This is a genomic window from Halolamina salifodinae (genome assembly GCF_017874235.1).
Taxonomy (GTDB): Archaea; Halobacteriota; Halobacteria; order Halobacteriales; family Haloferacaceae; genus Halolamina; species Halolamina salifodinae.
The window spans coordinates 848,648-872,679 of the sequence record NZ_JAGGLC010000001.1; the positions used below are offsets into that span (position 1 = coordinate 848,648).

At 67.7% G+C, this 24,032-nt stretch carries 23 protein-coding genes; 11 read left to right on the forward strand and 12 right to left on the reverse strand.

Annotated features, from left to right (window positions below; genetic code table 11):
• Positions 1-21 precede the first annotated feature (21 nt).
• The 3 genes from J2753_RS04490 (at position 22) to J2753_RS04500 (ending at position 1,814) form a co-directional block, all read left to right on the forward strand.
• Complete coding sequence (locus J2753_RS04490; protein ID WP_209490710.1) at positions 22-564, forward strand: KH domain-containing protein; 543 nt, start codon at positions 22-24, stop codon at positions 562-564.
• A gap of 131 nt (positions 565-695) precedes the next feature.
• Positions 696-1,394 carry a V-type ATP synthase subunit D gene (locus J2753_RS04495; protein ID WP_209490711.1) on the forward strand — a complete coding sequence of 233 codons (699 nt, stop codon included), beginning with the start codon at positions 696-698 and terminating at the stop codon, positions 1,392-1,394.
• Positions 1,395-1,397: 3 nt separating this feature from the next.
• Positions 1,398-1,814 carry a DUF6276 family protein gene (locus J2753_RS04500; protein WP_209490712.1) on the forward strand — a complete coding sequence of 139 codons (417 nt, stop codon included), beginning with the start codon at positions 1,398-1,400 and terminating at the stop codon, positions 1,812-1,814.
• Between the two features lie 364 nt (positions 1,815-2,178).
• Here the strand turns inward: J2753_RS04500 and prf1 are convergent, their stop codons facing one another.
• Together prf1 and argS are read right to left on the reverse strand one after the other, a co-directional pair.
• Positions 2,179-3,429 (reverse strand): peptide chain release factor aRF-1, encoded by a 1,251-nt coding sequence (gene prf1 / locus J2753_RS04505; RefSeq protein WP_209490713.1) that lies wholly within the window; start codon positions 3,427-3,429, stop codon positions 2,179-2,181.
• 105 nt (positions 3,430-3,534) lie between these two features.
• The gene (argS, locus tag J2753_RS04510; protein WP_209490714.1) at positions 3,535-5,283 is read right to left on the reverse strand and encodes an arginine--tRNA ligase; all 1,749 of its coding nucleotides are present in this window, start codon (positions 5,281-5,283) and stop codon (positions 3,535-3,537) included.
• A 206-nt stretch (positions 5,284-5,489) separates the two neighbouring features.
• Here argS and J2753_RS04515 point away from each other — a divergent pair, with 206 nt between their 5' ends.
• The 3 genes from J2753_RS04515 to J2753_RS04525 are packed head-to-tail and all read left to right on the forward strand — an operon-like array spanning position 5,490 to position 7,848.
• Positions 5,490-6,188 carry a DUF120 domain-containing protein gene (locus tag J2753_RS04515; protein ID WP_209490715.1) on the forward strand — a complete coding sequence of 233 codons (699 nt, stop codon included), beginning with the start codon at positions 5,490-5,492 and terminating at the stop codon, positions 6,186-6,188.
• Positions 6,185-6,865 carry a 3,4-dihydroxy-2-butanone-4-phosphate synthase gene (gene ribB / locus J2753_RS04520; RefSeq protein ID WP_209490716.1) on the forward strand — a complete coding sequence of 227 codons (681 nt, stop codon included), beginning with the start codon at positions 6,185-6,187 and terminating at the stop codon, positions 6,863-6,865. Before J2753_RS04515 ends, ribB begins: the two co-directional genes overlap by 4 nt.
• A gap of 47 nt (positions 6,866-6,912) precedes the next feature.
• Entirely contained in the window at positions 6,913-7,848 is a 936-nt protein-coding gene (locus J2753_RS04525) for a branched-chain amino acid transaminase (RefSeq protein WP_209490717.1), read from the forward strand.
• A gap of 19 nt (positions 7,849-7,867) precedes the next feature.
• On the opposite strand, the gene J2753_RS04530 is transcribed toward J2753_RS04525, so the two are convergent.
• The 3 genes from J2753_RS04530 to J2753_RS04540 form a co-directional block, all read right to left on the reverse strand.
• The gene (locus tag J2753_RS04530) at positions 7,868-8,689 is read right to left on the reverse strand and encodes a DUF7260 family protein (RefSeq protein WP_209490718.1); all 822 of its coding nucleotides are present in this window, start codon (positions 8,687-8,689) and stop codon (positions 7,868-7,870) included.
• 90 nt (positions 8,690-8,779) lie between these two features.
• Positions 8,780-9,004, reverse strand: coding sequence for a DUF7511 domain-containing protein (locus J2753_RS04535; protein ID WP_209490719.1), 225 nt, complete (start codon positions 9,002-9,004; stop codon positions 8,780-8,782).
• A 159-nt stretch (positions 9,005-9,163) separates the two neighbouring features.
• Positions 9,164-9,406, reverse strand: a complete 243-nt coding sequence (locus tag J2753_RS04540) for a SelT/SelW/SelH family protein (protein WP_209490720.1) — start codon at positions 9,404-9,406, stop codon at positions 9,164-9,166.
• Between the two features lie 223 nt (positions 9,407-9,629).
• Here J2753_RS04540 and J2753_RS04545 point away from each other — a divergent pair, with 223 nt between their 5' ends.
• Positions 9,630-10,220: a 50S ribosomal protein L15e gene (locus J2753_RS04545; RefSeq protein WP_209490721.1), complete on the forward strand. Its 591-nt coding sequence runs from the start codon at positions 9,630-9,632 to the stop codon at positions 10,218-10,220.
• A 338-nt stretch (positions 10,221-10,558) separates the two neighbouring features.
• Here J2753_RS04545 and J2753_RS04550 read toward each other — a convergent pair whose 3' ends face one another.
• The gene (locus tag J2753_RS04550; protein ID WP_209490722.1) at positions 10,559-11,563 is read right to left on the reverse strand and encodes an NADP-dependent oxidoreductase; all 1,005 of its coding nucleotides are present in this window, start codon (positions 11,561-11,563) and stop codon (positions 10,559-10,561) included.
• Between the two features lie 94 nt (positions 11,564-11,657).
• On the opposite strand from J2753_RS04550, the gene ubaA reads away from it, so the two are divergent.
• Both ubaA and J2753_RS04560 read left to right on the forward strand, forming a co-directional pair.
• Complete coding sequence (gene ubaA, locus J2753_RS04555) at positions 11,658-12,473, forward strand: SAMP-activating enzyme E1 (RefSeq protein ID WP_209490723.1); 816 nt, start codon at positions 11,658-11,660, stop codon at positions 12,471-12,473.
• Positions 12,474-12,697: 224 nt separating this feature from the next.
• Positions 12,698-13,663, forward strand: coding sequence for a transcription initiation factor IIB (locus J2753_RS04560; RefSeq protein WP_209490724.1), 966 nt, complete (start codon positions 12,698-12,700; stop codon positions 13,661-13,663).
• A 175-nt stretch (positions 13,664-13,838) separates the two neighbouring features.
• On the opposite strand, the gene J2753_RS04565 is transcribed toward J2753_RS04560, so the two are convergent.
• The gene (locus tag J2753_RS04565) at positions 13,839-16,547 is read right to left on the reverse strand and encodes a heavy metal translocating P-type ATPase (RefSeq protein WP_209490725.1); all 2,709 of its coding nucleotides are present in this window, start codon (positions 16,545-16,547) and stop codon (positions 13,839-13,841) included.
• Positions 16,548-16,755: 208 nt separating this feature from the next.
• Between J2753_RS04565 and ncsA the strand changes: the two genes are divergently transcribed.
• The gene (gene ncsA / locus J2753_RS04570) at positions 16,756-17,724 is read left to right on the forward strand and encodes a tRNA 2-thiolation protein NcsA (RefSeq protein ID WP_209490726.1); all 969 of its coding nucleotides are present in this window, start codon (positions 16,756-16,758) and stop codon (positions 17,722-17,724) included.
• 478 nt (positions 17,725-18,202) lie between these two features.
• Here ncsA and J2753_RS04575 read toward each other — a convergent pair whose 3' ends face one another.
• Genes J2753_RS04575 through J2753_RS04590 form a run of 4 tightly spaced genes read right to left on the reverse strand, consistent with a single transcriptional unit; the run spans position 18,203 to position 22,815 of the window.
• Positions 18,203-18,991, reverse strand: a complete 789-nt coding sequence (locus tag J2753_RS04575) for a class I SAM-dependent methyltransferase (RefSeq protein ID WP_209490727.1) — start codon at positions 18,989-18,991, stop codon at positions 18,203-18,205.
• Positions 18,992-19,029: 38 nt separating this feature from the next.
• Complete coding sequence (locus tag J2753_RS04580) at positions 19,030-19,884, reverse strand: NEW3 domain-containing protein (RefSeq protein ID WP_209490728.1); 855 nt, start codon at positions 19,882-19,884, stop codon at positions 19,030-19,032.
• Between the two features lie 44 nt (positions 19,885-19,928).
• Positions 19,929-21,935 carry a hypothetical protein gene (locus J2753_RS04585; RefSeq protein ID WP_209490729.1) on the reverse strand — a complete coding sequence of 669 codons (2,007 nt, stop codon included), beginning with the start codon at positions 21,933-21,935 and terminating at the stop codon, positions 19,929-19,931.
• Positions 21,936-21,984: 49 nt separating this feature from the next.
• Positions 21,985-22,815 (reverse strand): deoxyribonuclease IV, encoded by an 831-nt coding sequence (locus tag J2753_RS04590; RefSeq protein ID WP_209490730.1) that lies wholly within the window; start codon positions 22,813-22,815, stop codon positions 21,985-21,987.
• Between J2753_RS04590 and J2753_RS04595 the strand changes: the two genes are divergently transcribed.
• Positions 22,814-23,134 (forward strand): hypothetical protein, encoded by a 321-nt coding sequence (locus J2753_RS04595; RefSeq protein ID WP_209490731.1) that lies wholly within the window; start codon positions 22,814-22,816, stop codon positions 23,132-23,134. The genes J2753_RS04590 and J2753_RS04595 overlap by 2 nt on opposite strands.
• Here J2753_RS04595 and J2753_RS04600 read toward each other — a convergent pair whose 3' ends face one another.
• Positions 23,135-23,953, reverse strand: a complete 819-nt coding sequence (locus J2753_RS04600; protein ID WP_209490732.1) for a lipoate--protein ligase family protein — start codon at positions 23,951-23,953, stop codon at positions 23,135-23,137. It lies immediately after the preceding gene.
• Positions 23,954-24,032: the final 79 nt, after the last annotated feature.

Consider the following 24,032-nt stretch of genomic DNA (forward strand, 5'->3'; position numbering starts at 1 on the left):
CTGCAGCGGCTAAGCGCCTTTATGCAACACGTAACGGTCCCACAGGACCGCATCGGCGTCCTCATCGGCTCCGGAGGTGAGACCATGCGCGAGATCGAGGAACGCGCCGGCGTGCGCCTCGACATCGACTCCGAGGACGGGTCGGTCGGCATCGAAACCGTCGGCGACCCCATCGACGCCATGGCGGCCCCGGACATCGTGAAGGCCATCGGTCGCGGGTTCAAGCCCGAAGCGGCCCTGGAGCTGCTCGAGAGCGACCTGCGGCGGTTCGACCTGATCGACCTCAACGAACAGACGCGTAACGACAACGACCTGCAGCGCAAGAAGGGTCGACTCATCGGCGAGAACGGCCGGACTCGTGAGCTGATGGAGGACCTCTCCGGCGCGAGTGTGGTGATCTACGGATCGACGCTCGGCATCATCGGCGAACCCGAGGAGGTCGATACGGTCCGTCGCGCGGTCGGGATGCTGATCGACGGCGCCCCCCACGGCGCGGTCTACTCCTTCCTCGAGCGCAAACACAACGAGATGCAGCAGGGCTGGAACGTCAGCGAGCAGACGTAGACGCCGTTTTTCGGCTCAGTGTCTGTCACGGGTCGTCGACTCGGCACCGTGGATCCGTTTATCGGCCCTCGCGAGCGCGCCGGCGGGACTAACAACTATTAACCCACTCCGGCCGGTACACACCCGCAAGAATGGCCGAGGACGTCAAACCGACCCGGAAGAACCTCATGGCGATCGAGGACCGCATCGAACTCTCCGAGCGGGGCCACGACACCCTCGAACAGAAGCGGGACGGCCTCATCATGGAGTTCATGGACATCCTGGACCAGGCCCAGGACATCCGGAGCGAACTCGACCAGGACTACGAGACCGCCCAGAAGAAACTCGACATGGCCCGCGCGATGGAGGGCGACGTGGCCGTGCGGGGCGCCGCCGCCGCGCTGAAAGAGCACCCCGAACTCACCACCCAGTCGAAGAACATCATGGGCGTCGTCGTCCCCCAGATCGAGGCCTCGAAGGTCCGCAAGCCCATCGACGAACGGGGTTACGGACTGGTCGGCTCCTCGGCCCGCATCGACGAGACCGCCGACGCCTACGAGGAACTGATCGACTCGATCATCCTCGCGGCCGAGGTCGAGACGGCGATGAAGAAGATGCTCAAGGAGATCGAGACCACCAAGCGCCGCGTGAACGCCCTGGAGTTCAAACTCCTGCCAGATCTCCGCGAGAATCAGGAGTACATCGAGCAGAAACTCGAGGAGCAGGAGCGCGAGGAGATCTTCCGGCTCAAGAAGATCAAAGCCAAGAAAGAGGAGGAGGAGGCCGCCCAGGAGGAGATCGACGCCGACGGTCAGGAAGGCGCTACCTCGGCGTCCCCGAAGGCCGACTGAGCCATGCGCTGCCCGGAGTGCGACGCGCCGGCGGTCGCGTTCACGGTCCCGCCCGCGCTCCGGGAGCACGCTCCCGCCGCCGAGTCGGCCATCTGTTCTCGCTGTCTCCGCACGGTTCCCGCGAGCGACGCCGCCGAACCGGACGTCGCCGACCCAGATGTCGCCGACCCCGATGCCGCCGACCTCTCGGCGATCCACGAGTCGGTCCCGAGCGGCCGCGCGGGCGTCGCGTTCGTGCTCGTGTTGGGGAAACTCGACTCGCTGGCGCTGGAACGGCAGTCGATAGAGACGCTCTGTGAGGTCGCCGAACGGGAGGGGGCGGACGTTCGGCTCGCGCTGGAACGACTGGCTGGCGCGGAGGGGCTCGCCCCCGAGTTCGACATCGAGCGTCGGACCCAGCAGTTGGCGTCGTTCCGGTAGCCACCGTCAACGGTTACACTCCAGCTTCGCGGTGACGGCCGTTCCAACATCCTCTCGCCGCCGCTGTCGGTGCACTCGAAGACGAGGAAGTGAAAGGCGGGATCCGCCGGACCAGTCAGGCGGTAACGGCTCCCTGCAGTCCCGCGAACGAAGTGAGCGGGCCGACGAACGACCGTAGGGAGTGAGGAGGCTTTTGTCGCCAGAAATCGGAAATTTCTGGTTGCTAACCAGAAGCCTCTGGCTTCTGGTGATGTCGACGAGAGCGGAGCTCTCGTCTACCAACCGGAACGCTTCGCGCTCCGGTGATGGTCGAGCTTTTGCCTGGGAGGCGCCTTCGGCGCCGACCGCAGCAAAAGGTCGGTGCTTAGACGCCAGTCTCGTAGCGGAGGATGCCCGCGACGCCACCGAACGCGTTCAGGAGCTGTTCGCCCTTTTCGAAGTCCGTACTGATGAACTTCGTGTCCGTCCCGCGCTGGTCGGCGATCTCCATCAGGTGCTCGACCACGTCCTCGCGCTCGCCCGGGTCGGCGGCCTCGCCGCACTCCGAGCAGTCCTGGCTCGGCGTGGTGTGCCGGCGCTCGACCGTCTCGTACTCGGTGTGGCCGTTGGGGCACTCGAAGGGGATCACGTCCTCGGTGAGGTCCTCCGAGAGCAGCAGGCGGTCGACCGACCCCATGATGAGGTTCTCCCGCGTGGGGCCGAACCCGTAGGTCGCCTGATTCCCGGTGTGGAGGTTCTCGAAGAACTCCTCCATCTGGTTTTTGTCCTCGACGAGCTCCTGATCGGCCAGCGCCTCCTGGCCCTTGTCGACGAGGTCGTAGAGGCCGGACTCGTCGGTGTAGGCGATGTCGAACTTCCCAAGCACCTTGTCCTGAAGCTCGTGGTGGAGGTAGTCGCCGTCGAGGAACTCGTCTTTCGTCGGCGACGGGCCGCCGACGAGGATGCCGTCGAGTTCGTGGCGTTTGGGCACCATCAGGTCGTCGGCCATCTCCGCGACCTCCTGGTAGAAGTTGTCGATGGCCTCGAGGCGGAGGCGGGCGAAACGCTGGGCGGACTGACCCCCCTTACGCTGCTTGCCCGGGACCAGCGAGGACGCTGACTTGACTGGCTCGACGCGCTTGCCCTTGAGCCAGCCGACGTTGGCCTCACGTCGGTCGAGGACGACGAGGCCGAACAGCCCGGAGTCGGCCATCATGTGCTCCAGTGGCTCGACCAGGAAGTCCGAGTCACAGTGGTAGCGGAACGACTCGACGGGGTTGGGCGGCGACTCCAGGGTCCGGGTGATCATCTCGGTCTGGCCGCCGCCGGCGTTGATGGCGCCCGAGAAGATGACCATCCCGTTCTCCGGCGGGAACGTGTCGTAGTAGCGCAGGCGGTCCTTGATGCTCGTCAGGGCGTCCTGTACGTTCGTCCGTGTCTGTTTGGACTTGATGTTGGCCGCCTCGGAGTGTTCCTGCGTGACGTGGGCGACCACGTCGGAGACCTGTCGATCCTCGGGGATGTAGATGGTGACTAACTGCGTTCCTGATCCTTCGAACTCCTCCAGTTCCTCGAGGACTTTGCGGAACTCGTACTTCCGCCGGTCCTCATTCGTCTCAGCAGCGTCGATACTCATTAGTTCACGATAGGCGCCAACGCGTGTAAGTACCTGTTGACTACCCCACCGGCGAGAGCGGCGTGAGCGCCGATCCGGCGGCTGTTCAGCGTAGTCGGCCGGCTCCTACATCGACTCGGGTGCGGCGACCCCGAGCACGTCGAGCGCGTTGCCGATCGTGTGGGCAGCGGCCGCCACGAGGGCCAGCCGCGCCGCCTGCACCTCCTCGCTCTCGGCGTCGAGGACGGGACACTCACGGTAGAACGCGTTGAAGCGCTCGGCGAACGCCCGGGTGTAGGTGGCGACGCGGTGCGGTTCGAGATCCTCGGCGACCTGCTCGATCACCGCGGGGAAGCGGGCGATAGTCCGCAGGAGGTCACGCTCCTCGGGCGCTTCGAGCACCTCGGCGTCGATGCTCTCTGGCACCGTCTCGCCGTCGAGGATGCCGCGGCAGCGCGCGTGGACGTACTGGACGTACGGCGCCGACTGGGCCTCGAAGTCGAGGGCGCGCTCCCACTCGAAGGTGATCGTCTTGCTGGGCTGTTTAGCGACGATGTCGTAGCGCACGGCGCCGATGCCGACCTGCCGGGCGATGCGGTCGACGTCGTCCTCGTCGAGTTCGTCCTCGCGGATGCGGTCGTCCATGCGGTCCTCGACCTCCTCGCGGGCGCGAGAGACCGCCTCGTCGAGCAGGTCGTCGATGTCGATGCCGGTGCCCTCGCGGGTGCTCATCCCCTCGCCGCCGGGGAGATTCACCCACGAGTAGAACTGCTGGTCGAGTTGCTCGGTGTCGTGACCCAGCAGTTCGAGGGTTTCCCGTAGCTGTTCGAACGTGAGCTTGTGGTCCTCGCCGATCACCGTGACCGCGCGGTCGAAGTTCTCGAACTTCCACTCGTGGTGGGCGATGTCGCGGGTGGTGTAGAGGGTCGTCCCGTCCGACCGCAGGAAGACGAAGTTCTTCTCGATACCGTGTTCGGAGAGGTCCAGTTGCCACGCCTCCTCCTCGTAGAGCGCCTCGTCGAGGGCCTGCAGGCGGTCGATCACGTCGTCGGTGGCACCCGAGCGCATGAACCGCGTCTCCTTGACGAACTCGTCGAACTGCGCGGGGAGGCGGGAGAGGGTCTGGGTCATGCCCTCGAGTACAGTGTCGACGACCTCGGTGACGCGCTCGTAGGTCTCTTCGTCGCCTTCCTCGAGGCCCTGCATGATCGCCTCGATCTCCGCCTCTGCGGCGGCGACGGCGGCCTCGTCGGCCGCCTCGAGGTAGCTGTTGCCCTTGCGGTAGTAGCGAACGAGTTCGTAGTCGGGCTTCTCGCGTTCTGGTTCGGGGAGGTCCGACTCGTCGAAGCGCTCGTAGGCCCAGGTGAACACCGCGATCTGGCGGCCGGCGTCGTTGACGTAGTAGTGCCGTTCCACGTCGTAGCCGGCGTAGTCGATGGCGTTGGCGATGGCGTCGCCGATGATGGGGTTGCGCGCACGGCCGACGTGGACCGGGCCGGTCGGGTTCGCGGAGGTGTGTTCGACGACGACCGACTCGCCCTTGGACGGGCGCTGGCCGTACGCCTCGTCGCCCGCGGCCGCGAGCGTGTCGGCGTAGTAGTCGTCGCTGGGCGCGAAGTTGAGGTAGGGGCCCTGCGTGGTGATCTCGCCGAGGTAGTCGTAGTCGGCGGGGTCGATCTCCGCGGCCACGTCGGCGGCCACCTTCGGCGGGGGCGCGCCCACTTCGCTGGCCAGCCGGAACGCGGCGCTGGAGGCGAGCACGGCGTCGACGCCCTCCGGCGGTTCCTCGATACCGAGGTCGTCGGTCGGGAGGTCGCGGGCCGACAGCGCGGCCGCGACGGCGCCCTCGACCGCCGACCGGAACTCGATGAACATGGGGGACCCTTCCCCCCGGTGGATAAAGGGGCTTCCGAAGCCGTGGGGCCGGGGGGCGGGCGGAACGTCCGGCTCAGCGAGTGGCTCGCGGGCAGTTTCGGCGTCACTGCTCCCAGTCGCGTTCCTCATCGTCCACGGTCTATCACGATTCTGGGATGCGTCCCGGTTCCAGTATCGTTAAGCGTCTCGGTCGTGAAGCAGGAGCCATGCAAGAGGCGACCGCGGACGTCGACGCCGCCGAGGTGGCGGCGCTGAAGGAGATCGCGCTGTCGGGCGGTGTCGACGGCGAGCGGAAGGTGTCGTGTGCGGCGCTGGGCGAGCGGCTCGACGCGTCGAGTCAGACCGCGTCGCGACGGCTCCAGCGCCTGGAAGCCGCCGACCTGCTCGAACGCGAGGTCGTCGCCGACGGCCAGTGGGTGTCGCTGACCACCGCGGGGAAGTCGCGGCTCCGCGAGGAGTACGCCGACTACCGCCGGCTGTTCGAGGACGACGCCGCGCTGGCGCTGGCCGGCAGCGTCACCGGCGGCGTCGGCGAGGGCCGACACTACATCTCGCTGCCGGGCTACAACCGCCAGTTCGAGGAACGGCTGGGCTACGAGCCCTACCCCGGGACGCTCAACGTCGAACTCGACGAGGAGAGCACCCGGAGCCGCAGCGAGCTCGCGGCCGTCGAGGGGATCCCCATCGACGAGTGGGAGGACGAGGAGCGCACGTACGGCTCCGCGACCTGCTACGTCGCGACGCTCGAGGCCGACTCCGGCAGCGTCGAACCCGTACACGTGATCGTGCCCGACCGTACCCACCACGACGCCGACCAGATCGAGGTCATCGCGCCCCAGATGCTGCGCGACGAACTGGGCCTGGACGACGGCGACCGGGTCGTCGTGGAGATCGAGGACGCATGAGTTCGACCACCGACGCCGTCGACGCCGTGGTGGCCGCCGAGGCCGCGTTCGCCCGCGGGGAGCCAGTGCTGATCCACGACGCCGCCGACCGCGAGGGCGAGGTGGACATCGTCTACCCCGCCGCCGCCGTCGATCCGGAAGCCGTCCGGCGCCTGCGGAACGACGCCGGTGGCCTGATCTGCGTGGCCATCGCCGACGAGATAGCCGAGGCGTGGGAGCTCCCGTTCCTCGCGGACGCGCTTTCCCATCCCGCCGCGGAGGCCGCGCATCTGGACTACGACGACCGCTCGTCGTTCTCGCTGCCGGTGAACCACCGCGAGACGTTCACCGGGATCACCGACGACGACCGCGCGCTGACGATCAGCGAACTCGGCATCGCCGCCGAGGCCGCCGAGAACGGCGATTTCGACGCCGACGCGTTCGCCGAGACGTTCCGGTCGCCCGGCCACGTCACGCTCCTGCGGGGCGCGCCGGACCTGCTGGCGGACCGACAGGGCCACACCGAACTCGGTCTCGCACTGGCCGCGGCGGCCGGCCGCGAGCCAGCAGTGGTGGTGTGTGAGATGGTCGACGACGAGACCGGCGGCGCCCGCACGCCCGCCGAGGCGCGGGCCTACGCCGAGCGCGAGGGGCTGACGTACGTCGAGGGGCGGGAGTTGTTGACCCGGCTCGGGTAGTGGCTGTTTCTCACGAATTTAAGACCCCGCCGTGCGGACTCAGGGGTATGAGTGCGTTCGAGGAGATGGAAGCGGACGGCACGATCTGGATGAACGGCGAGTACGTCGACTGGGAGGACGCCACGGTTCACGTGCTCAGCCACGGGATGCACTACGGCACGGGCATCTTCGAGGGGGTCCGCGCCTACGACACCGAGGAGGGGACCGCCATCTTCCGCTGGGAGGAACACCTCGACCGGTTCTACGACTCCGCGAAGCCCTACGACATGGATATCGAGTTCTCCCGCGAGGAACTCACCGAGGCGACCCTCGAGATCGTCCGCCGCAACGACCTCGACTCGGCGTACGTCCGGCCGCTCGCGTACTACGGCTACGACTCGCTGGGCGTCTCGCCCGGCGACTGTCCGACCGACGTGACCATCGCGGCGTGGCCGTGGGGCGCGTATCTCGGCGAGGAGGCGCTCAAGAACGGCATCGAGGTGAAGGTGTCCTCGTGGCGCAAGCACTCCTCGAGCCAGATCCCGACCAACGCCAAGACGACCGGGCTGTACGTCAACAGCCTGCTGGCCGGCGAGGAGGCGCGCCGCAACGGCTTCGAAGAGGCAATCGTGCTCAACAAGGAGGGCAACGTCGCGGAGGGTCCCGGCGAGAACATCTTCCTCGTGCGCGACGACGAGATCTACACCCCCGGCCTGAGCGAGTCGATCCTCGACGGCATCACCCGAGACACGGTGATCACGCTGGCCGAGGAGCGCGGCTACACGGTTCACGACAACGTGAGCATCTCGCGCGGTGAGCTCCACACCGCCGACGAACTGTTCTTCACTGGCTCGGCGGCCGAAGTCACGCCGATTCGGCAGGTCGACAACGTCGAGGTCGGTGAGGGCGGTCGCGGTCCGGTGACGGAGGAACTCCAGACCGCCTTTTTCGACCTCGTGGAGCGTCGCACCGACGACCACGAGGAGTGGTTCACCTACGTCTAAACCGCCGAGTCGGGCACGCTCAGTAGCGTGCCATCGCCCGCTCGTAGGCGGTCTGGAGCGTCGTCGCCCGCTGGACGAGGCCAGTACAGACTGCTAGTACCGGATAGGCCGAATCGTGTTCTTCGTAGAGGTACGAACAGATATCCGGGGCCTCGATGGGGAGGTCGTGACGTGACCGTCGCTCGTTGATCGCGGACTGTCTCTCCGTCGCCGCCGTCTCACAGCGCTCCCGGAGCCGGGAGAGCCGGTTCCAGCGCGCTTCGAGGGCGCCGAACGGATCGTTCTCGGGGGCGGGCCACACGAGGCCGTCGAGTTCTGCCGCGACTGGCTGCAGCGTGTCGGCGGCAGCGTCGACGGACTCGCGCTCGCGCTCACACGTCTCGATGAGGTGGTCCCGCTCCAGAACCGCTCGCTCGATAGCGGTCGTCAGCGCCGTCTTCGCGGCCGGGCCGAAACAGCCCGGGTCGGTCAGTGCGGTCGCCACCGTCGGGCCGAACTCCGCCCGCAGGCTCTCCGCGTAGTCGTCGCCGTACTCCTCCTCGTAGAAGGAGACCGCCATCACCGTCTCCTCGTAGGCGTGCCGAATCGCCTCGGTCGGGGCATCGGCGGCGACGGCGTGACTGCTCGAAACGACCGTCGCCCCGTGACCTTCTCCCACCCCGCCGTCGAGCGGTCCGGCCGGGGCGACACCGGCGAAATCCACGTCCTCGACACGATTCGCGAACGTCTCGAACGCGCGGCGTTCGGCGTCGGTCCGGCGGCGTTCAGCCCTGAGACTCGCGCGGAGCGCGGCGAACGTCTCCGCGACCCGCTCCCGGTCGAGGCTGGTGGGTTCGGACATCTCGTCTGCGTGGGCGACCCAGGGGAACTTGAACGAATATATGTGTGCTACATGGCACCACGGGGAGCTACTGCCGTCTATATAGCGCTCTCAGCGACAGGCCGAGAGGTCACGCACGACGCCCGCGTCGACAGTGAGCCACGTCTCCATTCGGTCGATATCTGCCGCGTCCGCCGGGTAGAGCGTGGCCCGGTCAGGGTTTTCGGGGACGTCGACGATTCGTAACCGCAAGACGGGGACATGAAGGCTCGGCATCCGCCGACTGTCGTTGGTCAGACCGGGGCGTTCGCCGCCGTTCGCCGTGGGGAAGGTCATGCGTCCGGACGGATACTGCGGCGGGGTCGACGTAGCCGCTGCTAATTTCTCTCTGTTCCCCGCTGGAGGAGTATATAGTGATCCAAACCGCCGTGCGAGCGATGGGCCGGCGCCGACGGCTGTCCCTGAAAAGCGTGTGAGGGTGTGGGTCCTCGCCAGTCAGGCCGTCGCGCCGACGTGAGTTCCGATTTCGTCGACGATGGCGTCGGCGTCGTACGCGTCCTCGTCGACGTCGAAGATCGTCTCGCCGTCGACGCGCACCTCGAAGACACCGCCATCGCCGGTGACGAGGCCGACACGGTCGACCTTGAGGCCGTACTCTTCGAGGACCGATTCAGCGAGGTCCTGTGCGCGCGAGCGGTGGCCGCACGGTACGCAGTACTCGATTTCGACTGAGACCATAACGTCCGATCCTTGGGGTCGGGGCGTGTTAAACCTCAGCACGCCGGAGCGTCGTGCGCTGAGTCCCGAACCGGTTCGAAACCCTTACCACCGAATCGCGACTACTCACGCCTAACTCGCTGGTCGACGGGACGCCAGTGGGCACCCGATAGCTCGGGACGAAATGTGGAGGGGTTGGCGACGACGCCACCTGCTCTGAATCGCAAGCGCCCGCATCAACACAATGGCACGAAGCTTCTACTCCCACATCAAGGACGCGTGGAAGGAGCCCGGCGACGGCAAGCTCGCCGAGCTCCAGTGGCAGCGAAAGCAGGAATGGCGCAATCAGGGCGCAATCGAGCGTATCGAGCGCCCGACCCGCCTCGACAAGGCTCGCGAACTCGGCTACAAGGCAAAGCAGGGCATCGTCGTGGTCCGCATCGCCGTCCGCAAGGGTGGCGCGCGCAAGCGCCGACACAAGGCCGGTCGCCGCTCGAAGCGCCAGGGCGTCAACCGCATCGGTCGCCGGACCTCCATCCAGCGCATCGGTGAGGAGCGCGCCTCGCGCAAGTACCCGAACCTTCGGGTGCTGAACTCCTACTGGGTCGGTGAGGACGGCTCCCAGAAGTGGTTCGAGGCCATCCTCGTGGACCCCGAACACGCCGCGATCCAGAACGACGACGACCTCAACTGGATCTGCAACGACGACCACACCGGTCGCGCGTTCCGCGGTCTGACGAACGCCGGCAAGTCCAACCGTGGGCTCCGCACCCGCGGCAAGGGTGCCGAGAAGGTCCGCCCGAGCATCGCGGCGGGCAACCGCGGCGGGAAGTAACGCCGATCGCGGCGAGCGACCAGCAGCCGACCCCGTGTCGGCTGCAGGGAGCCCACGCCGTGATCGTGTAACGCCGACTGCGGATCCGTTTTCTTTCGACGCAAATTGGCTAGCCACTGCTGAGCGGTGGCGCGAAGCGGTCGCGCCTACGTGCGCGACCCGAGCGCGAGGGATGAGCGACTGTACGGGAGCGAGTCGGTTGGGGAGGGTGAGGCTGTGGTGCGGAGCGGTGCGGTTACAAGTAGTCAAGGGAACTCCGCGGTGCCGTTCGCGGCAGTAACCATACCCGTAGACCCACTACGGGATACCCAACTAAAAACAGAATCCGATAAACCGCCCTATTCGACTTTCACGACCTGCTTCCCGATGTTCTCGCCCTCGAACAGCCCCAGGAACGCGTCGGGCGCGTTCTCGATCCCCTCGACGACGCTCTCGCGGTACTCAATATCGCCAGCAGCGACCCACTCCGCCAGATCAGCAGTCGCCTGCTCGAAGCGCGGCGCGAAGTCGCCGACGAGCAGCCCCTGCACGCGGGCCCGGGTCTCGATCAGCTTCCCCAGCTTTCGCGGCCCGGTCGGCGTCTCCTCGGCGTTGTAGAGCGCGATCTGGCCACAGACAGCCACCCGCGCGTCGACGTTGAGGTGGGCGAACACGGCGTCCGTAATCGGCCCGCCGACGTTGTCGAAGTAGCCATCGACGCCCTCCGGGGCGGCCTCGGCCAGCGCCTCGACGTAGTCGTCGGTCGTTTTGTAGTTGATGCAGGCGTCGAAGCCGAACTCCTCCTCGACCACCTCGCATTTCTCGTCGCTGCCGGCGAAGCCGACGACGCGAGCGCCCTGCAGCTTGGCGAGCTGGCCGACGACGGAGCCGACGGCCCCTGCGGCCGCACTCACGACCACCGTGTCGCCGGCGCGCGGTTCGAGCACCTCACGCGTGCCGAAGTAGGCCGTGCGGCCCGGCATCCCCAGCACGCCCAGCGCCGTGGAGACCGGGAGCGCGCCCGTCTCGATGCGCTGGAGGCCGTCAGCGTCAGCGAGGTGGTACTCCGACCACGACATGTTGCCGACGACCGTGTCGCCGGCCTCGAACTCCGTTCCCGTCTCGTTGACGACTTCGCCGACGCCGCCGCCCTGCAGCGGTTCGTCGACTTCCCACGGTTCGGCGTAGGACTCGCCGGCGTCCATGCGGCCGCGCATGTACGGGTCCACGGAGAGATAGCGAATCTTCACCAGCACTTCGCCCGGGCCGGGGTCGCCGAGTTCGACCGTCCGCAGGTCGAAGGTGTCGTCGTCCGGCACGCCGTCGGGTCGGTCCGCGAGGTAGTAGCGGTTGGTCGAGACCATGCCCGAATCTGGGTCGCGGGAGGGAAGGACCCTACGGCGGTGGCAGAGCGCCGGCGTCCGTGGCCTTATGCCCGCCCGGACCCCATACGGGCGCATGACCGACCTCTCGCTTTCCGCGACGCAGTTAGACCGCTACTCCCGGCATATCATCCTCGACGACGTGGGGCCGGAAGGGCAAAAGCGCCTGCTGGAGGGGAGCGCGCTGGTCGTCGGCGCCGGCGGCCTCGGCGCGCCGGTGATCCAGTATCTCGCGGCCGCGGGCGTGGGCCGACTGGGCATCGTCGACGACGACGTGGTCGAGCGCTCGAACCTCCAGCGCCAGATCATCCACCGCGACGCCGACGTGGGCCGGGCCAAAGCCGAGAGCGCCGCGGAGTTCGTCGCCGAACTCAACCCCGACATCGAGGTGGAGCCTCTGGAGGCCCGCATCGCGCCCGACGAGGCCCGGGAGTTGGTCGCCGACTACGACGTGGTCGTCGACTGCACCGACAACTTCCCGACGCGGTACATGCTCAACGACGCCTGCCAGATCGAGGGCGTCCCGCTCTGTCACGGCGCTATCTACAAGTTCGAGGGTCAGATCACCACGCTCACCCCCGAGGGGCCCTGCTACCGCTGTCTGTTCCCGGAGGCGCCGGAGCCCGGAACCGTGCCGGACTGTGCGAGCACGGGCGTGCTGGGCGTGCTCCCCGGCACCGTCGGCTGTCTGCAGGCCACGGAGGCCATGAAGGTGCTGCTGGGGTTGGGCGACACGCTCTCGGGACGCCTGCTGTTCTACGACGCCCGCGAACTCTCCTTCGAGACCGTTCCCTACCGCGAGAACCCCGACTGCCCGGTCTGTGGCGACGACGCCATCGACGACCTGACCGGCGTCGACTACGCGGGTGGCTGTGAAGTCGCGAGCGACTGATCGGGAGGACTGACCCGTTCCGTCGGGCGACGTGTGTGACACTTACACAAGGTTATCCCCCCTAAGTATCTGTCGGAGCCCCCGTATGGCCCGTACCTACCGAAAAAGGCCGGTAGAAGCCCGGTAAAGCGTGACACGGTGCGCGAAAGGTTTATATACTTCTCTCCCCTATCAATGAGTGAAGACAGCCCGACTGGCGATGTCGGGATCCTTCGATTCCATCAATGAGCACCAACACAACCCACCGCGAAACTGAGACCGAGCGGGCAGAGATCGACGAGGAGGAGCACCACTGTCCCGAGTGCGGTGGCAACCTCAAAACCGACGAGTCCCAGGCCGAGACCGTCTGTGAGGACTGTGGTCTGGTCGTCGACGAAGACGCTATCGACCGCGGCCCCGAGTGGCGAGCGTTCGACGCCAGCGAGAAGGACAGCAAGTCCCGTGTCGGCGCCCCGACCACGAAGATGATGCACGACGACGGGCTCTCGACCAACATCGGCTGGCAGAACAAGGACGCCTACGGCAACGCGCTGTCGGCGAGCCAGCGCCAGAAGATGCAGCGCCTGCGAACCTGGAACGAGCGGTTCCGCACCCGGGACCACAAGGAGCGCAACCTCAAGCAGGCCCTCGGCGAGATCGACCGGATGGCCTCCGCGCTCGGCCTCCCGGACAACGTCCGTGAGACCGCCTCGGTCATCTACCGACAGGCGCTGGACAAGGACCTGCTCCCCGGCCGCTCCATCGAGGGGATCTCGACGGCGAGCCTCCACGCTGCGGCCCGGATGGGGAACGTCCCCCGCAGCCTCGACGAGATGAGTGCCGTCTCACGCGTCGATCAGGCGACGTTCAAGCGCGCCTACCGCTACATCGTGCGAGAACTGAAGCTCGAGGTCCAGCCCGCGGACCCGCTGGAGTACCTCCCGCGCTTTGCCAGCGACCTCGATCTCGCCGACGAGACCGAGCGCCGCGCACGCGAACTGCTCGAAACGGCCAAGCGCCAGAACGTCCACTCGGGCAAGTCGCCGGTCGGCCTCGCGGCCGCCGCGATCTACGCCGCGGGCGTGCTCTGTAACGACGCGCTGACCCAGAGCGAAGTCAGCGCGGCGACGGACATGAGCGAGGTCACCATCCGGAACCGGTACCAGGAGCTACTCCAGGCCGCCGAGTCCGGCCGCGCCGCCGCCGTCTGAGCGAACGTCGAAGCTGACGGCCGACAGCGGTAAGCGACGCTGACGAACGGTTTTCTCCAGAATCAGTCACCGAAAAGCGGCGGCGCCGCCTAGCGAAGGCCGCCGAGGATCTCGTAGTCCTCGTCCGGCTCATAGCGGAGTCGGACGAGTCAGACGAGGCACACGCCTCCTCAGATTACCGCCACAACGGGCGGTAATCTTCGTCCGGCGTGTACCGCCGGAACAGCAGGCTGTTCCCCAGCACCGACACCGAGGAGAACGCCATCGCCCCCGCGGCGAGTACTGGCTGGAGCAGGCCCAGCGACGCCAGCGGGATCATCGCCGTGTTGTAGCCCAGCGCCCAGACGAGGTTCTGCTTGATCTTCTGCAGCGTCGCGTCGGAGATCCGGATCGCCTTCACCACGTCGACGGGGTCGTCGCGCATCAGCGTCACGTCGGCGGCCTCGATAGCCACGTCCGTGCCCGAACCGATGGCCGTACCGACGTACGCGACCGCCAGCGCCGGCGCGTCGTTGACGCCGTCGCCGACCATCATCGCCTGCCGTCCGTCATCCTGGATCACTTCCACGGCGTCGGACTTGTCCTCGGGCAGCACCTCCGCACGGACGTTCTCGGGGTTGATTCCGACTGCCTCGGCGACCGCACGGGCGGTCCGCTCGTTGTCGCCGGTGAGCATCATCACGTCGACGCCGCGCGCCTGAAGCTGGCTCACGGCGGACTTCGCGCTCTCCTTGACCGTGTCGGCATCGGCGACGACGCCCACGAGATCACCCTCGTAGGCGATCAGCATCGCCGTCTTCCCCTCGTTCTCGAGGCGTTCCATCGTCTCCGCGGCGGGGTCGGGGTCGACGCCGTTCTCGCGGAGCAGCTTTCGGTTGCCGACCAGCACCTCGCCGCCGCCGTCGGACGAGTCCGACGTGCCTCCGGCTTCGCCGGAGACGTCGACGGTCGCCCGGACGCCATGCCCGGGGACGTTCTCGAAGCTCTCGGCCGAGCCGATTTCGATCCCGCGTTCCTCGGCGCCGTCGACGATGGCGCGAGCCAGCGGGTGCTCGCTGCCGCTCTCGGCCGTCGCGGCGAGTCGGAGCACGTCGTCCTCGCTGAGTCGCTCGCGTTCGGCCAACTGGCCGCCGTCGGATCGGTGATCCGACGAGGATCGCGAACCGTCGGTTCGCTCACCACCGTCGGCTCGAGCCCCCTCCGGGCCGTCGAACACGACCACGTCGGTGAGTTCCATCTCGCCCTCGGTGAGCGTCCCGGTCTTGTCGAAGACGACCGTGTCGACGTCCTTCGCGCGCTCGAGCACGTCGCCGCCCTTGAACAGCACGCCGTTCTGGGCGCCGATGGTGGTCCCGACCATCGTCGCCGCGGGCGTCGCCAGACCCAGCGCGCAGGGACAGGCGATCAGCACCGCCGAGGCGAACACGATGACCGCGAACTCGAACACCGAGACCGTCCCGCCGGCGACCGCCGGGCCGCCGGCGACCAGCCCCCACAGCGGCAGCGCGTCGACGAAGCCAGCGAGCGCCTGGGGGAACAGGAACCAGACGGCGCCCCAGAACACCGCGTTCACGATGACTGCCGGCACGAAGTACGCGGAGATGCGGTCCGCGAGGTTCTGGATCTCCGGCTGGCGGGACTGGGCCTCCTTCACCGTCCGGACGATCTGCTGGAGCGCCGTGTCGGCGCCGACTTTCGTCGCCTCGACGATCAGCATCCCGTTCTCGTTGATCGTCGACCCGACCACCTCGTCGCCCTCGGTCTTCTCGACGGGGACGGACTCGCCGGTGACCATCGACTCGTCGACGGCGGACTGCCCCTCGACGACGACGCCGTCGGTGGGGATCTGCTCGCCCGGCCGGACCTTCATCAGGTCGCCGACTTCGACGTCCTCGAGGGGAATCTCTTCCTCGTTCCCGTCCGTATCGACGGCTTCGCCGTCTGCCTGCGGCGTCTTCGACGCCGCTCTGTCGATGACGGTCGCAGTATCGGCCTCCATCTCCAGCAGCGTCCGCAGCGCCTCGCCGGCCTGCCCTTTCGAGCGAGCCTCGAGGTAGTTCCCGAGCGTGATGAACACGAGGATCAGCGCCGCGGTGTCGAAGTAGACGCTGCCGGCGATCAGGTCCGCGAGCACGGCGACGGAGTAGGTGTACGCCGTCGTGGACCCGAGCGCGATCAGCACGTCCATGTTGGCCCGGCCGTTCCTGACGAGCGCGTTGTAGGAGTTCCGGTAGAACGGCCGGCCGAGGACGATCTGGACGGGCGTCGCGAGCGCGAACATCACCCAGCCCAGCGGGACGCCAAACAGCGAGTCGGCGAGCAGGCTGTCGAACAGGAAGTGTTCGAGCAGGAAGAACAGCAGCGGCGCCGAGAGCACGGCGCCGAAGATGGTCAGCCGGCGCTGTTTACGGATCTCCTCGTTGCGGGCGGCGTCGCGGGCGGACTCGCCCTCGTCGTCGCCGCCCTCCCGGACGGGCGTGTACCCCGCATCCTCGATGGCGTCGTACATGGCTTCTCGCGAGGCGTCCTCGGGGTTGTAGGTGACCTGTGCCTCGTCGGTTGCGTAGTTCACTTCGGCGTCGACGACGCCCGGGAGGCCTTCGAGTGCCGCCTCGTTCGTGTCGGCGCAGTTCGCACACGACATGTCCGAGATGGCGATGGACACCGTCTCCGAGACGACGCCGTAGCCGGCGCTCTCGACGGCGGCGTAGATGTCGCCCAGCGACACCGTCTCGGGGTCGTACTCGACGGACCCCTCGTCGGTGGCGTAGTTGACGGTGGCCTCGACGACGCCGTCGAGGTCCTCCAGGGCCTCCCCAACAGTCGCCGAACAGTTGGCACAGGACATGCCCGTGATGTTCAGCTGTGCGGTTCGTGTTCCCATAGTGTTCTATAGTACGGGTTCCTCCCTTAGTGGGTTTGCGCCTTGGGAACAGCGCCTCGGACGGGTGTCGAACTTTGGAAACCAAACCGAGAAGCCGATCGGACTGCGCGAATCGCCCCGCGGCGACCGACCGATCCGGCCACGTCGACGGATCATCCTGCCCCCGCGAGCGAAACCCGTATGCCCGGCGGTCGGCTAGCGCCAGCAAATGGACTGTGACCGGTGCGGTTCCGAGGCGGTGATGAACGCCGCCTACTCCGGGGCGCATCTCTGTGAGGAGCACGTCACCCGGTCGGTGGAGAAGCGGGTGCGCCGCCGGATCCGGGAGGACGACATGCTCTCCGACGAGGCGACGCCCGAGAACCCCGAGACGTGGGTGATCGGCCTCTCGGGCGGGAAGGACTCGGTGGTGCTCACCGAGATCCTGGCGGACACGTTCGGCAAGGACCCCCGCGTGGAATTGGTGGCGCTCTCGATCCACGAGGGGATCGAGGGCTACCGCGACGAGTCACTCGCCGCCAGCGAGGAGCTGACCGCGGATCTCGAGATCGCCCACGAGGTCGTCGGCTACGAGGAGGAGTTCGGCGTCCGCATGGACGACGTGGTCGAGGACGACCCCGAGAACATGGCGCCCTGCGCGTACTGCGGCGTGTTCCGGCGTGACCTGCTGGAGGACTACGCCGAGCAACTGGGCGCCGACAAACTCCTGACGGGCCACAATCTCGACGACGAGGCCCAGACGGCGCTGATGAACTTCCTCGAGGGCGACGTGAAGCAGGTCGCCAAACATTTCGACGCCTCCATCGGCGGCTTCGAGGACCGCGAGGAGAGCGACTCGTTCGTCCCGCGGGCCAAGCCGCTGCGGGACATTCCCGAGAAGGAGGTGGCACTCTACGCGCACCTGAACGACCTGCCGGCCCACATCACCGAGTGTCCCCACGCCAGCGAGGCCTACCGCGGGGAGATTCAGGAACTGCTGTTGAAACTGGAGGAGAACCACCCCGGGACCCGGCACTCGATCATGGCCGGCTACGAGGAGTTGGCGTCGCTGGCGGCTGACTCGTACGACGACGACGGAAACGGGAAGGATCTGGGCGAGTGCGAGCGCTGCGGGTCGACGACGTCTGGGGACGTGTGTCGGAAGTGTCGGCTGTTGGCGTCGATGGAAGCAGTCTGAGGAGCAGTTCGTTTTGCGGGTAGTGCTTTCTGGGACGTGATGGCGTCGACGACGGGTAGCGCTGCAGCCGCGACGGCGACCACGACCGCGGAATTCCCATGACCTCTGGGACCGCCGGGCGCCGGGGATGAACCCCGGCACAGCGCCGATTCCCCACCCCTCCCCCCGCGCTCGCCGACCGCTGGCGAGCGCGAGGCGTCCACCGCATCCGCCGCGGCGGCGGTGGCGCGAAGCAGGCGCGACCTCGTGTCGCGCCATCAGAAATCTCCGATTTCTGATTGGCAGACGAGAATCTTCGATTCTCGTCGACGCCTCAGCGCGAGGGACGAGCGAGGGTTAAGCCCGAGCGAGTCGGCTGGGGAGGCGTGAGGCCGCGGAGTGGTCAGCGGTGCGGTCACAAGTTGCCAACGATAGAGATGCTGTTGCTGTCGCGGAAAACCGTATCCCTCGTAAAACCACCAAACCAGCAAATTCCAACCTACACCCGCCCAACAGTAACCTCGAAGGGCACCACCTCGCGCCGCCGGTACCCCTCCTCACCCATCGCCCGCACCACATCCCGACCCATCTCGCGCCACGCCGCCCGGAGCGCGTCGTAGTCGGCGCCGCCGGCCCGCAACTCCCGCTCGTGCTCCGCGATCCCCGCGCCGCTCGCTTTCCGCGCGGCGCTCTCCATCGCCGGCTCCGAGTACGGCGGTTCGACGAGCTTCTCGTGGTAGTACGTCCGCTGCTCGACCACCTCCAACCCAGTGTCCGCAAACAGATCGGCGACGCGCTCGCCCATCGCCACATCCGTCTCGACGCCCTCGAGGTACGCCTCCCGGACCTCCCGCTCCAGTCGCTCCTCGGCGTCGACGGTCGAACTGACCTCCACAGCCGCGTTGTTCGGCTCGATAGCCGCCACGAGGTCCGAAGAGACCCGGGCGAGTTCCCGGACGGCCCCGGCGGGGTCGGGGAGGTTGATCAGCAGCGCCTGACAGACCACCAGATCGGCGACGCCGTCGCGGAACGGCAGGCGAGTGGCGTCGCCGGCGACTGCCGGGAGGCCGGCCTGCTCGTGCGCGACCGTGAGGAGGTCCGTGGCGGCGTCGACGCCGATCACCTCGCCCGGCGTCTCGGCTGCGAGCACGCCGGAGAGTTCGCCCGTGCCACAACCCACGTCCAGCACGCGCTCGCGGCTGTCGAGGGCCAGCGGTTCGAGCGCCGCGGTCGACTCCCACATCCCGCGGCGGGTGTGTTCGAGATACTCCGGCGTGAACTCCCGCACGGGCGAGAGTCGGACCGGCGGGAGGAAAAGCGAGTCGGTCAGTCCCGTCGCGCGAGCGCCGCGCCCGCGAGGCCGGTCAGCGCCACCAGCGCCGCGGGCAGGCCGAAGCCGGGAATCTCGGTCTGGGTCGCCTCAGTCGGGTAGCGCACGCGAACCTTCGCCGACGAGGTGACGGGGTGGGTGTCACTGCCCGAGAACGTGGTCAGTTCGTACGTCTGTGCCGAGTCGTTGATCGAGCCGATAGCGACGAAAATCCGAAACGACGCCTCGACGGTCTCGCCGGGTTCGACAGTGCCCCAGGTGAACGTCCGGTTGTCCTCGTGGAACGTCCCCGTCTCGGAGGACGCCGAGACGAAGTTCCAGCCCTGCGGCGTCGTTAGCGAGAGCGAGAGCCCCTCGACTGCCTGCTCACCCGTGTGTTCGAGCGTGAACGGGATCTCGGCACGCCCGCCGGGTTCAGCGGGGACCGTCGGCGACTCGAAGCTGAGTGCGGTGGTCGTTCGGATGGTGAGGTCCAACTCCCCGGCGACGTAGTTCCGGGGTCGGCTCGCGCCGTCCGCGGCGACGGCGACGACGGTTTCGGCGTTCACGCCGCTGCCGACGGTCATCTCGTAGCCACCCGACTCGTTGGTGGTCGCGGTGACGACGTTATCCGGCGGGTCAGCAGCCAGTTCGTGGAGTTCGCTCTCGGAGGCGTTGGCGAGGCGGGCCTCGCTGCCGACCAGTACCGTCGCGTTGGGGACGGCGGTGCCGTTGAGGTAGGAGACGGTCCCAGTGAGCGTGGTTTCGGACTGGATCGCCGGGCGGTCCGGGGCGGCGGCGTCCGGCGCCGCGGCACCCGCGGCCGGCGCGACGAGCAGCGTGAGCAACACGGCGAGGAGGAACGGTCGCATAGCGGGCGTTGGGCCCGGGGTCGTAAGTCAGCCTCGGAAGCGGGCTACTCCGAGAGCAGTTCCTCGATGGACGGTGGCGTCGCCGTCGCGGTCGGCCGCCAGTCCACCTCAAGGATCGTGTCGCCCGCAACGAGATCCGCGAGGGTGGCGGCGGAAACGGGGCCGTCGAACTGTTCGACGGTCCCCGTGAGCTGATAGCGGTCCTGCGAGGGATCGAGCCGAGTCGCGATGATCTGCCCGAGTGTGTCGTGCTGGTCGGTGTCGAGGCGGGCCAATACCTCGTATGCGTCCGGTTCCTGCCGGCGGACGTCGTAGACGAGCGGTGCGTGACCGGTCGGTCGACGCGTCATCGAGAGCGTCGCGTCGCCGAGACAGCGAGCGTGCTCCACGCCGGCCAGATCCGCGCTCGTCGCCACCGACCGGCCGACAGCGAGGTAGATGCCGAACTGCGCGAGCGCGTCGGCGTCGGCCGACTCCTCGAACAGGCACGCAACCGTTGCCACGTCGTGGATCCCCACAAGCGACGCCGTCGGCGCACGCGGCCACTCGAAGGAAATCGCACCCACGCCGCCGTCCGGGAGGTCCTCGAACGCGAGAACGCCGTCCGAACAGACGAACCCCTCCTCGGTCACCTGATCCCCGTAGTGGACGTAAGCGTACGGTTCGGCAAGCAGCGACCGGAGTTCCTCGCGGGAGACCGACCGGCGGAAGTCGACTGTCGGCGTCCCGCCGAGTTCGAACCGTTCCCAGTCGAGCCCGTCGAACTGTTCCGGACCGGGGGCGTCCTCGCCGACGAACAGCAGCGTCGCCTCCCCCGCCGCCCGCCGGTCGTGACGGCTCGCGCGCTCGCGGGCCGCGGGCGGGAACGCGGCGACGCCCGGCGGAACGTCGAGGCTGCACGCGAGGTCGACCGGCTTGTCGAGCGTGGAGGGCTCCCGTGGGAGGCCGTCGTCGGTGACGTGGACCCGCAGGAGCGTGTTCAGGAGGTACGGCACCGTCTCGGCGTCGTCGGCGGTGGGTCGGAGCGTGCCGACGGCCGGCCACGTGGAGACGTACGGCGCGACCGTCTCGAAGGACACTTCGAGATACTCCAGTAGCTGCCGGTGGATCGGCTGGTCGTACAGTTCCGGCGGGTAGAACGGGAGTTCGGCCGCGAGTTCGTCGTACTCGTAGCGCGGCATCGAGTAGTAGCCGCCGATGCGGACGAGGCTGTCCAGCACCAGCGCGTGGCCCAACAGGTCGTCGACCGACTGCTCCAGTTCCTGTCCCGAGCCCAGCGGTTCGACGTGCTGGGCGCCGAGGCGGAGTTCGGCCTGCTCGCCCGGCACTACGTCGGCGCCGAAGTAGTGTGCCAGCGGCATCACCCGCAGCACGTCGCCGATGTCGCGGGGGACGGCGACGGTCACCTCGGTGCCGGGCTTCGAGAGACTGTCGGGGATGTGGAGTTCGTCGCCGTACTCGATTCCGGGCGGGTGGCCCCGCAGCGTCGGCCAGGAGCGCTCGGCCGACCACTCCTTGATCGAGGAGCCGAGGTACGACGCCGCCGTCATCAGGTCCTCGGGGTCGTCGGTGACGGTCATCGTCGCGACTGGCTGTTCGTGGTGGGAGCGCGCGCCGATGACGACGCGTGTGGGCTTTTCGAACGTCAGCAGGAGCGACCCCGGAGTGGGGCCGTTCTCGATGAGCGACCCCTCCATCGGCCCCTCCTCGACGTAGAGCAGTAGCTTCAGCGCGCCGTCGATATCGACGTACGTGCCGCCGCCGACGGTGAACTCCCCGTCCAGAATCGAGCCGTAGTGTTCGCCGTCGTCGGTGCGTATCTGGGTCGACGTCCCCTGCCGGACCTCGATTTCGGTCGTCTCGACGCTCACCGCATCGTCAATCGGCACGTTGAACCAGGCGTCGGTCGCCGGAGTGAGCGACGCCGCGCCGTCGACCTCCATCGCGATCTCGCCGCCGCCGGCCTCGTCGCGGACGGTCAGCACGTCTCCCTCGAGCGAGAACGAGACGGGACCGGACGCTGTCTGCTCGCCGGTCGGCCCCTGTGTCATAGCCGAACTGAATCGGCTGACGCGTATATGCCTACTGCCTGACTCGTGGCTACTCGCGGAGCTCTCGGACGTGCTCGACGTTCCAGGCGAAACTGCGGCCGTCCTCGGTCGGCGTCTCGAGCACGAACGGCACGTCGCGCCATTCGGGGTGGTTGATGATCCGCTGCATGCCGTCGTCGCCGATGTAGCCGTCGCCGATGTGGGCGTGTTCGTCCTTGTTGGTCCCACACTCGTGTTTGGAGTCGTTGAGGTGGATGCAGTGGAGGTACTCGGTGCCGACCACGTCGTCGAACGCCGCGACCGTCTCGTCGACGGCCTCGGGGGTCGAGAGGTCGTAGCCCGCCGCGAACGTGTGGGCGGTGTCGAGACAGACGCCGATCTCCTCGTCGGTCAGGTCGATCACGTTCGCGAGATGCTCGAACTGGTCGCCGAGTTTGGTGCCGCTGCCGGCGTCGCTCTCGACCAGCACGGTGACGTCCTCGGGCACGTCGAGGCTGTCGATCACGCTCGCGGCGTTCTCGATGCCGCCGTCGACGCCCGCGCCCGTGTGGGCGCCGAGGTGGACGTTCACGTACTCGATGCCGAGTCGGTCGGCGGCCTCGACCTCCTGCTGCATCGAGTCGCGGCTCTTCTCCCGGAGGTCCTCCTTGGGCGTACAGAGGTTCACGAGGTACGAGGAGTGAATCACCCACGGGCCCGCGAGTTCTTCCTCGGTCTCCTCGCGGAAGCGTTCGGCCTCCTCGTCGGTGATCTCGCCGTGATCCCAGACCTGCGGCGAGTGGGTGAACACTTGGCCGCAGTTGCCGTCGATCTCGACCTGTCGCTCGACTGCGTTGTCGACCCCGCCCGCGATGGAGACGTGGGCGCCGATTTTGAGCATGGTCCGAATCCGCAAGCGACCGGCAAAAGCGGTTCGCTATCGGGGACGCGAGGCAAAGCTCCTTGAGGATTCGCGCCGATGCGGTTCTCGCGGCTACTCTCGTCACCGTCATCGGCGTCAGCAAGTCCGGCCCGGCGCTCCACCGGCAGTTCATCGACGCGCCCGCCGCTCCTGCTTTCTGGTCGATCAGGACCGCACGATTCGATACAAGTGGCTCGCGGACCACTGGCTCGACCCGACGCGGGACACGCCGCCGGTCGGCGAGATTCACGAAGCAATCGTCGAGGAACTGGGTGGCGAGGAGACGCCGGCGTTCTGACTACCGCTCGGCGTCCCGCTCCCGGATCCACGCATCGTTTCGGTACTTCTGGTCGGCGATTTCCTCTGCGCGCTCTAGTTCCGCATCCGTCCATTCGCCTTCCTCGGCGTCGGCCCACTCCTGCAGCGCCGTCTCGAAGGCGTCGACGGCCTCCTCGCGGCTCACTTCGACGATGTCGGTGATCCCCGCCACGCGCTCCTCGAACTCCTCGACGGTCACGCCCGAATCCGCGAACACCGCGAGGTGATCCTCGGGCCGCGAGTCGTAGGTGATCGAGCCGTGCTGGATCACGGCCTCTTTCCGGCGGTACTGGGCATTCCCGGCCAGCTTTCGCCCGGCGCCGCCGTCGCTCACTACGTCGTGGGCGGGGTGGAGCCCTCTGAGGTAGCAGGCCGGCTGGTAGATGCTGGGACGCTCGTTCTCCACGAAGTCGGCGTCGACGCCGAGGCGGGCGAACGCGTCCAGAATCGGCGGGCAGAGTTCGTGGTAGCTCTCGATGAGTTCGCCCGGGAGTTCCGCCGCGGGCGCGGCGATGGAGTAGGCGATGTCGCCCTCGTTGTCGTGGTAGATGCCGCCGCCGCCGGTCTGACGCCGGGTGACATCCACCCCCGCCGATTCGCAGTGGTCCCAGTCGACGGTCTCGACGGCCTGCCCGTAGCCCATCGAGAGACAGGAGGGCGCCCAGCGGTACACGCGGACCGTGCGCGGCCCGCCCGCGGCGGCGGTCTCGGCGGCCACCTCGTCCAGCGCCATCTGTAGCGGGCCGGGACGGGCCTCCTCACGGATCAGGCGCCACTCCCGGTCGGCATGGTCGGTCATGGCCGGGAGTGGGCGGGGGAGGTGAAAAGCGGTTGCGGTGGGGCGTGGCGCGGCGTCGACGTTTCCCGTGCAGTCGGCG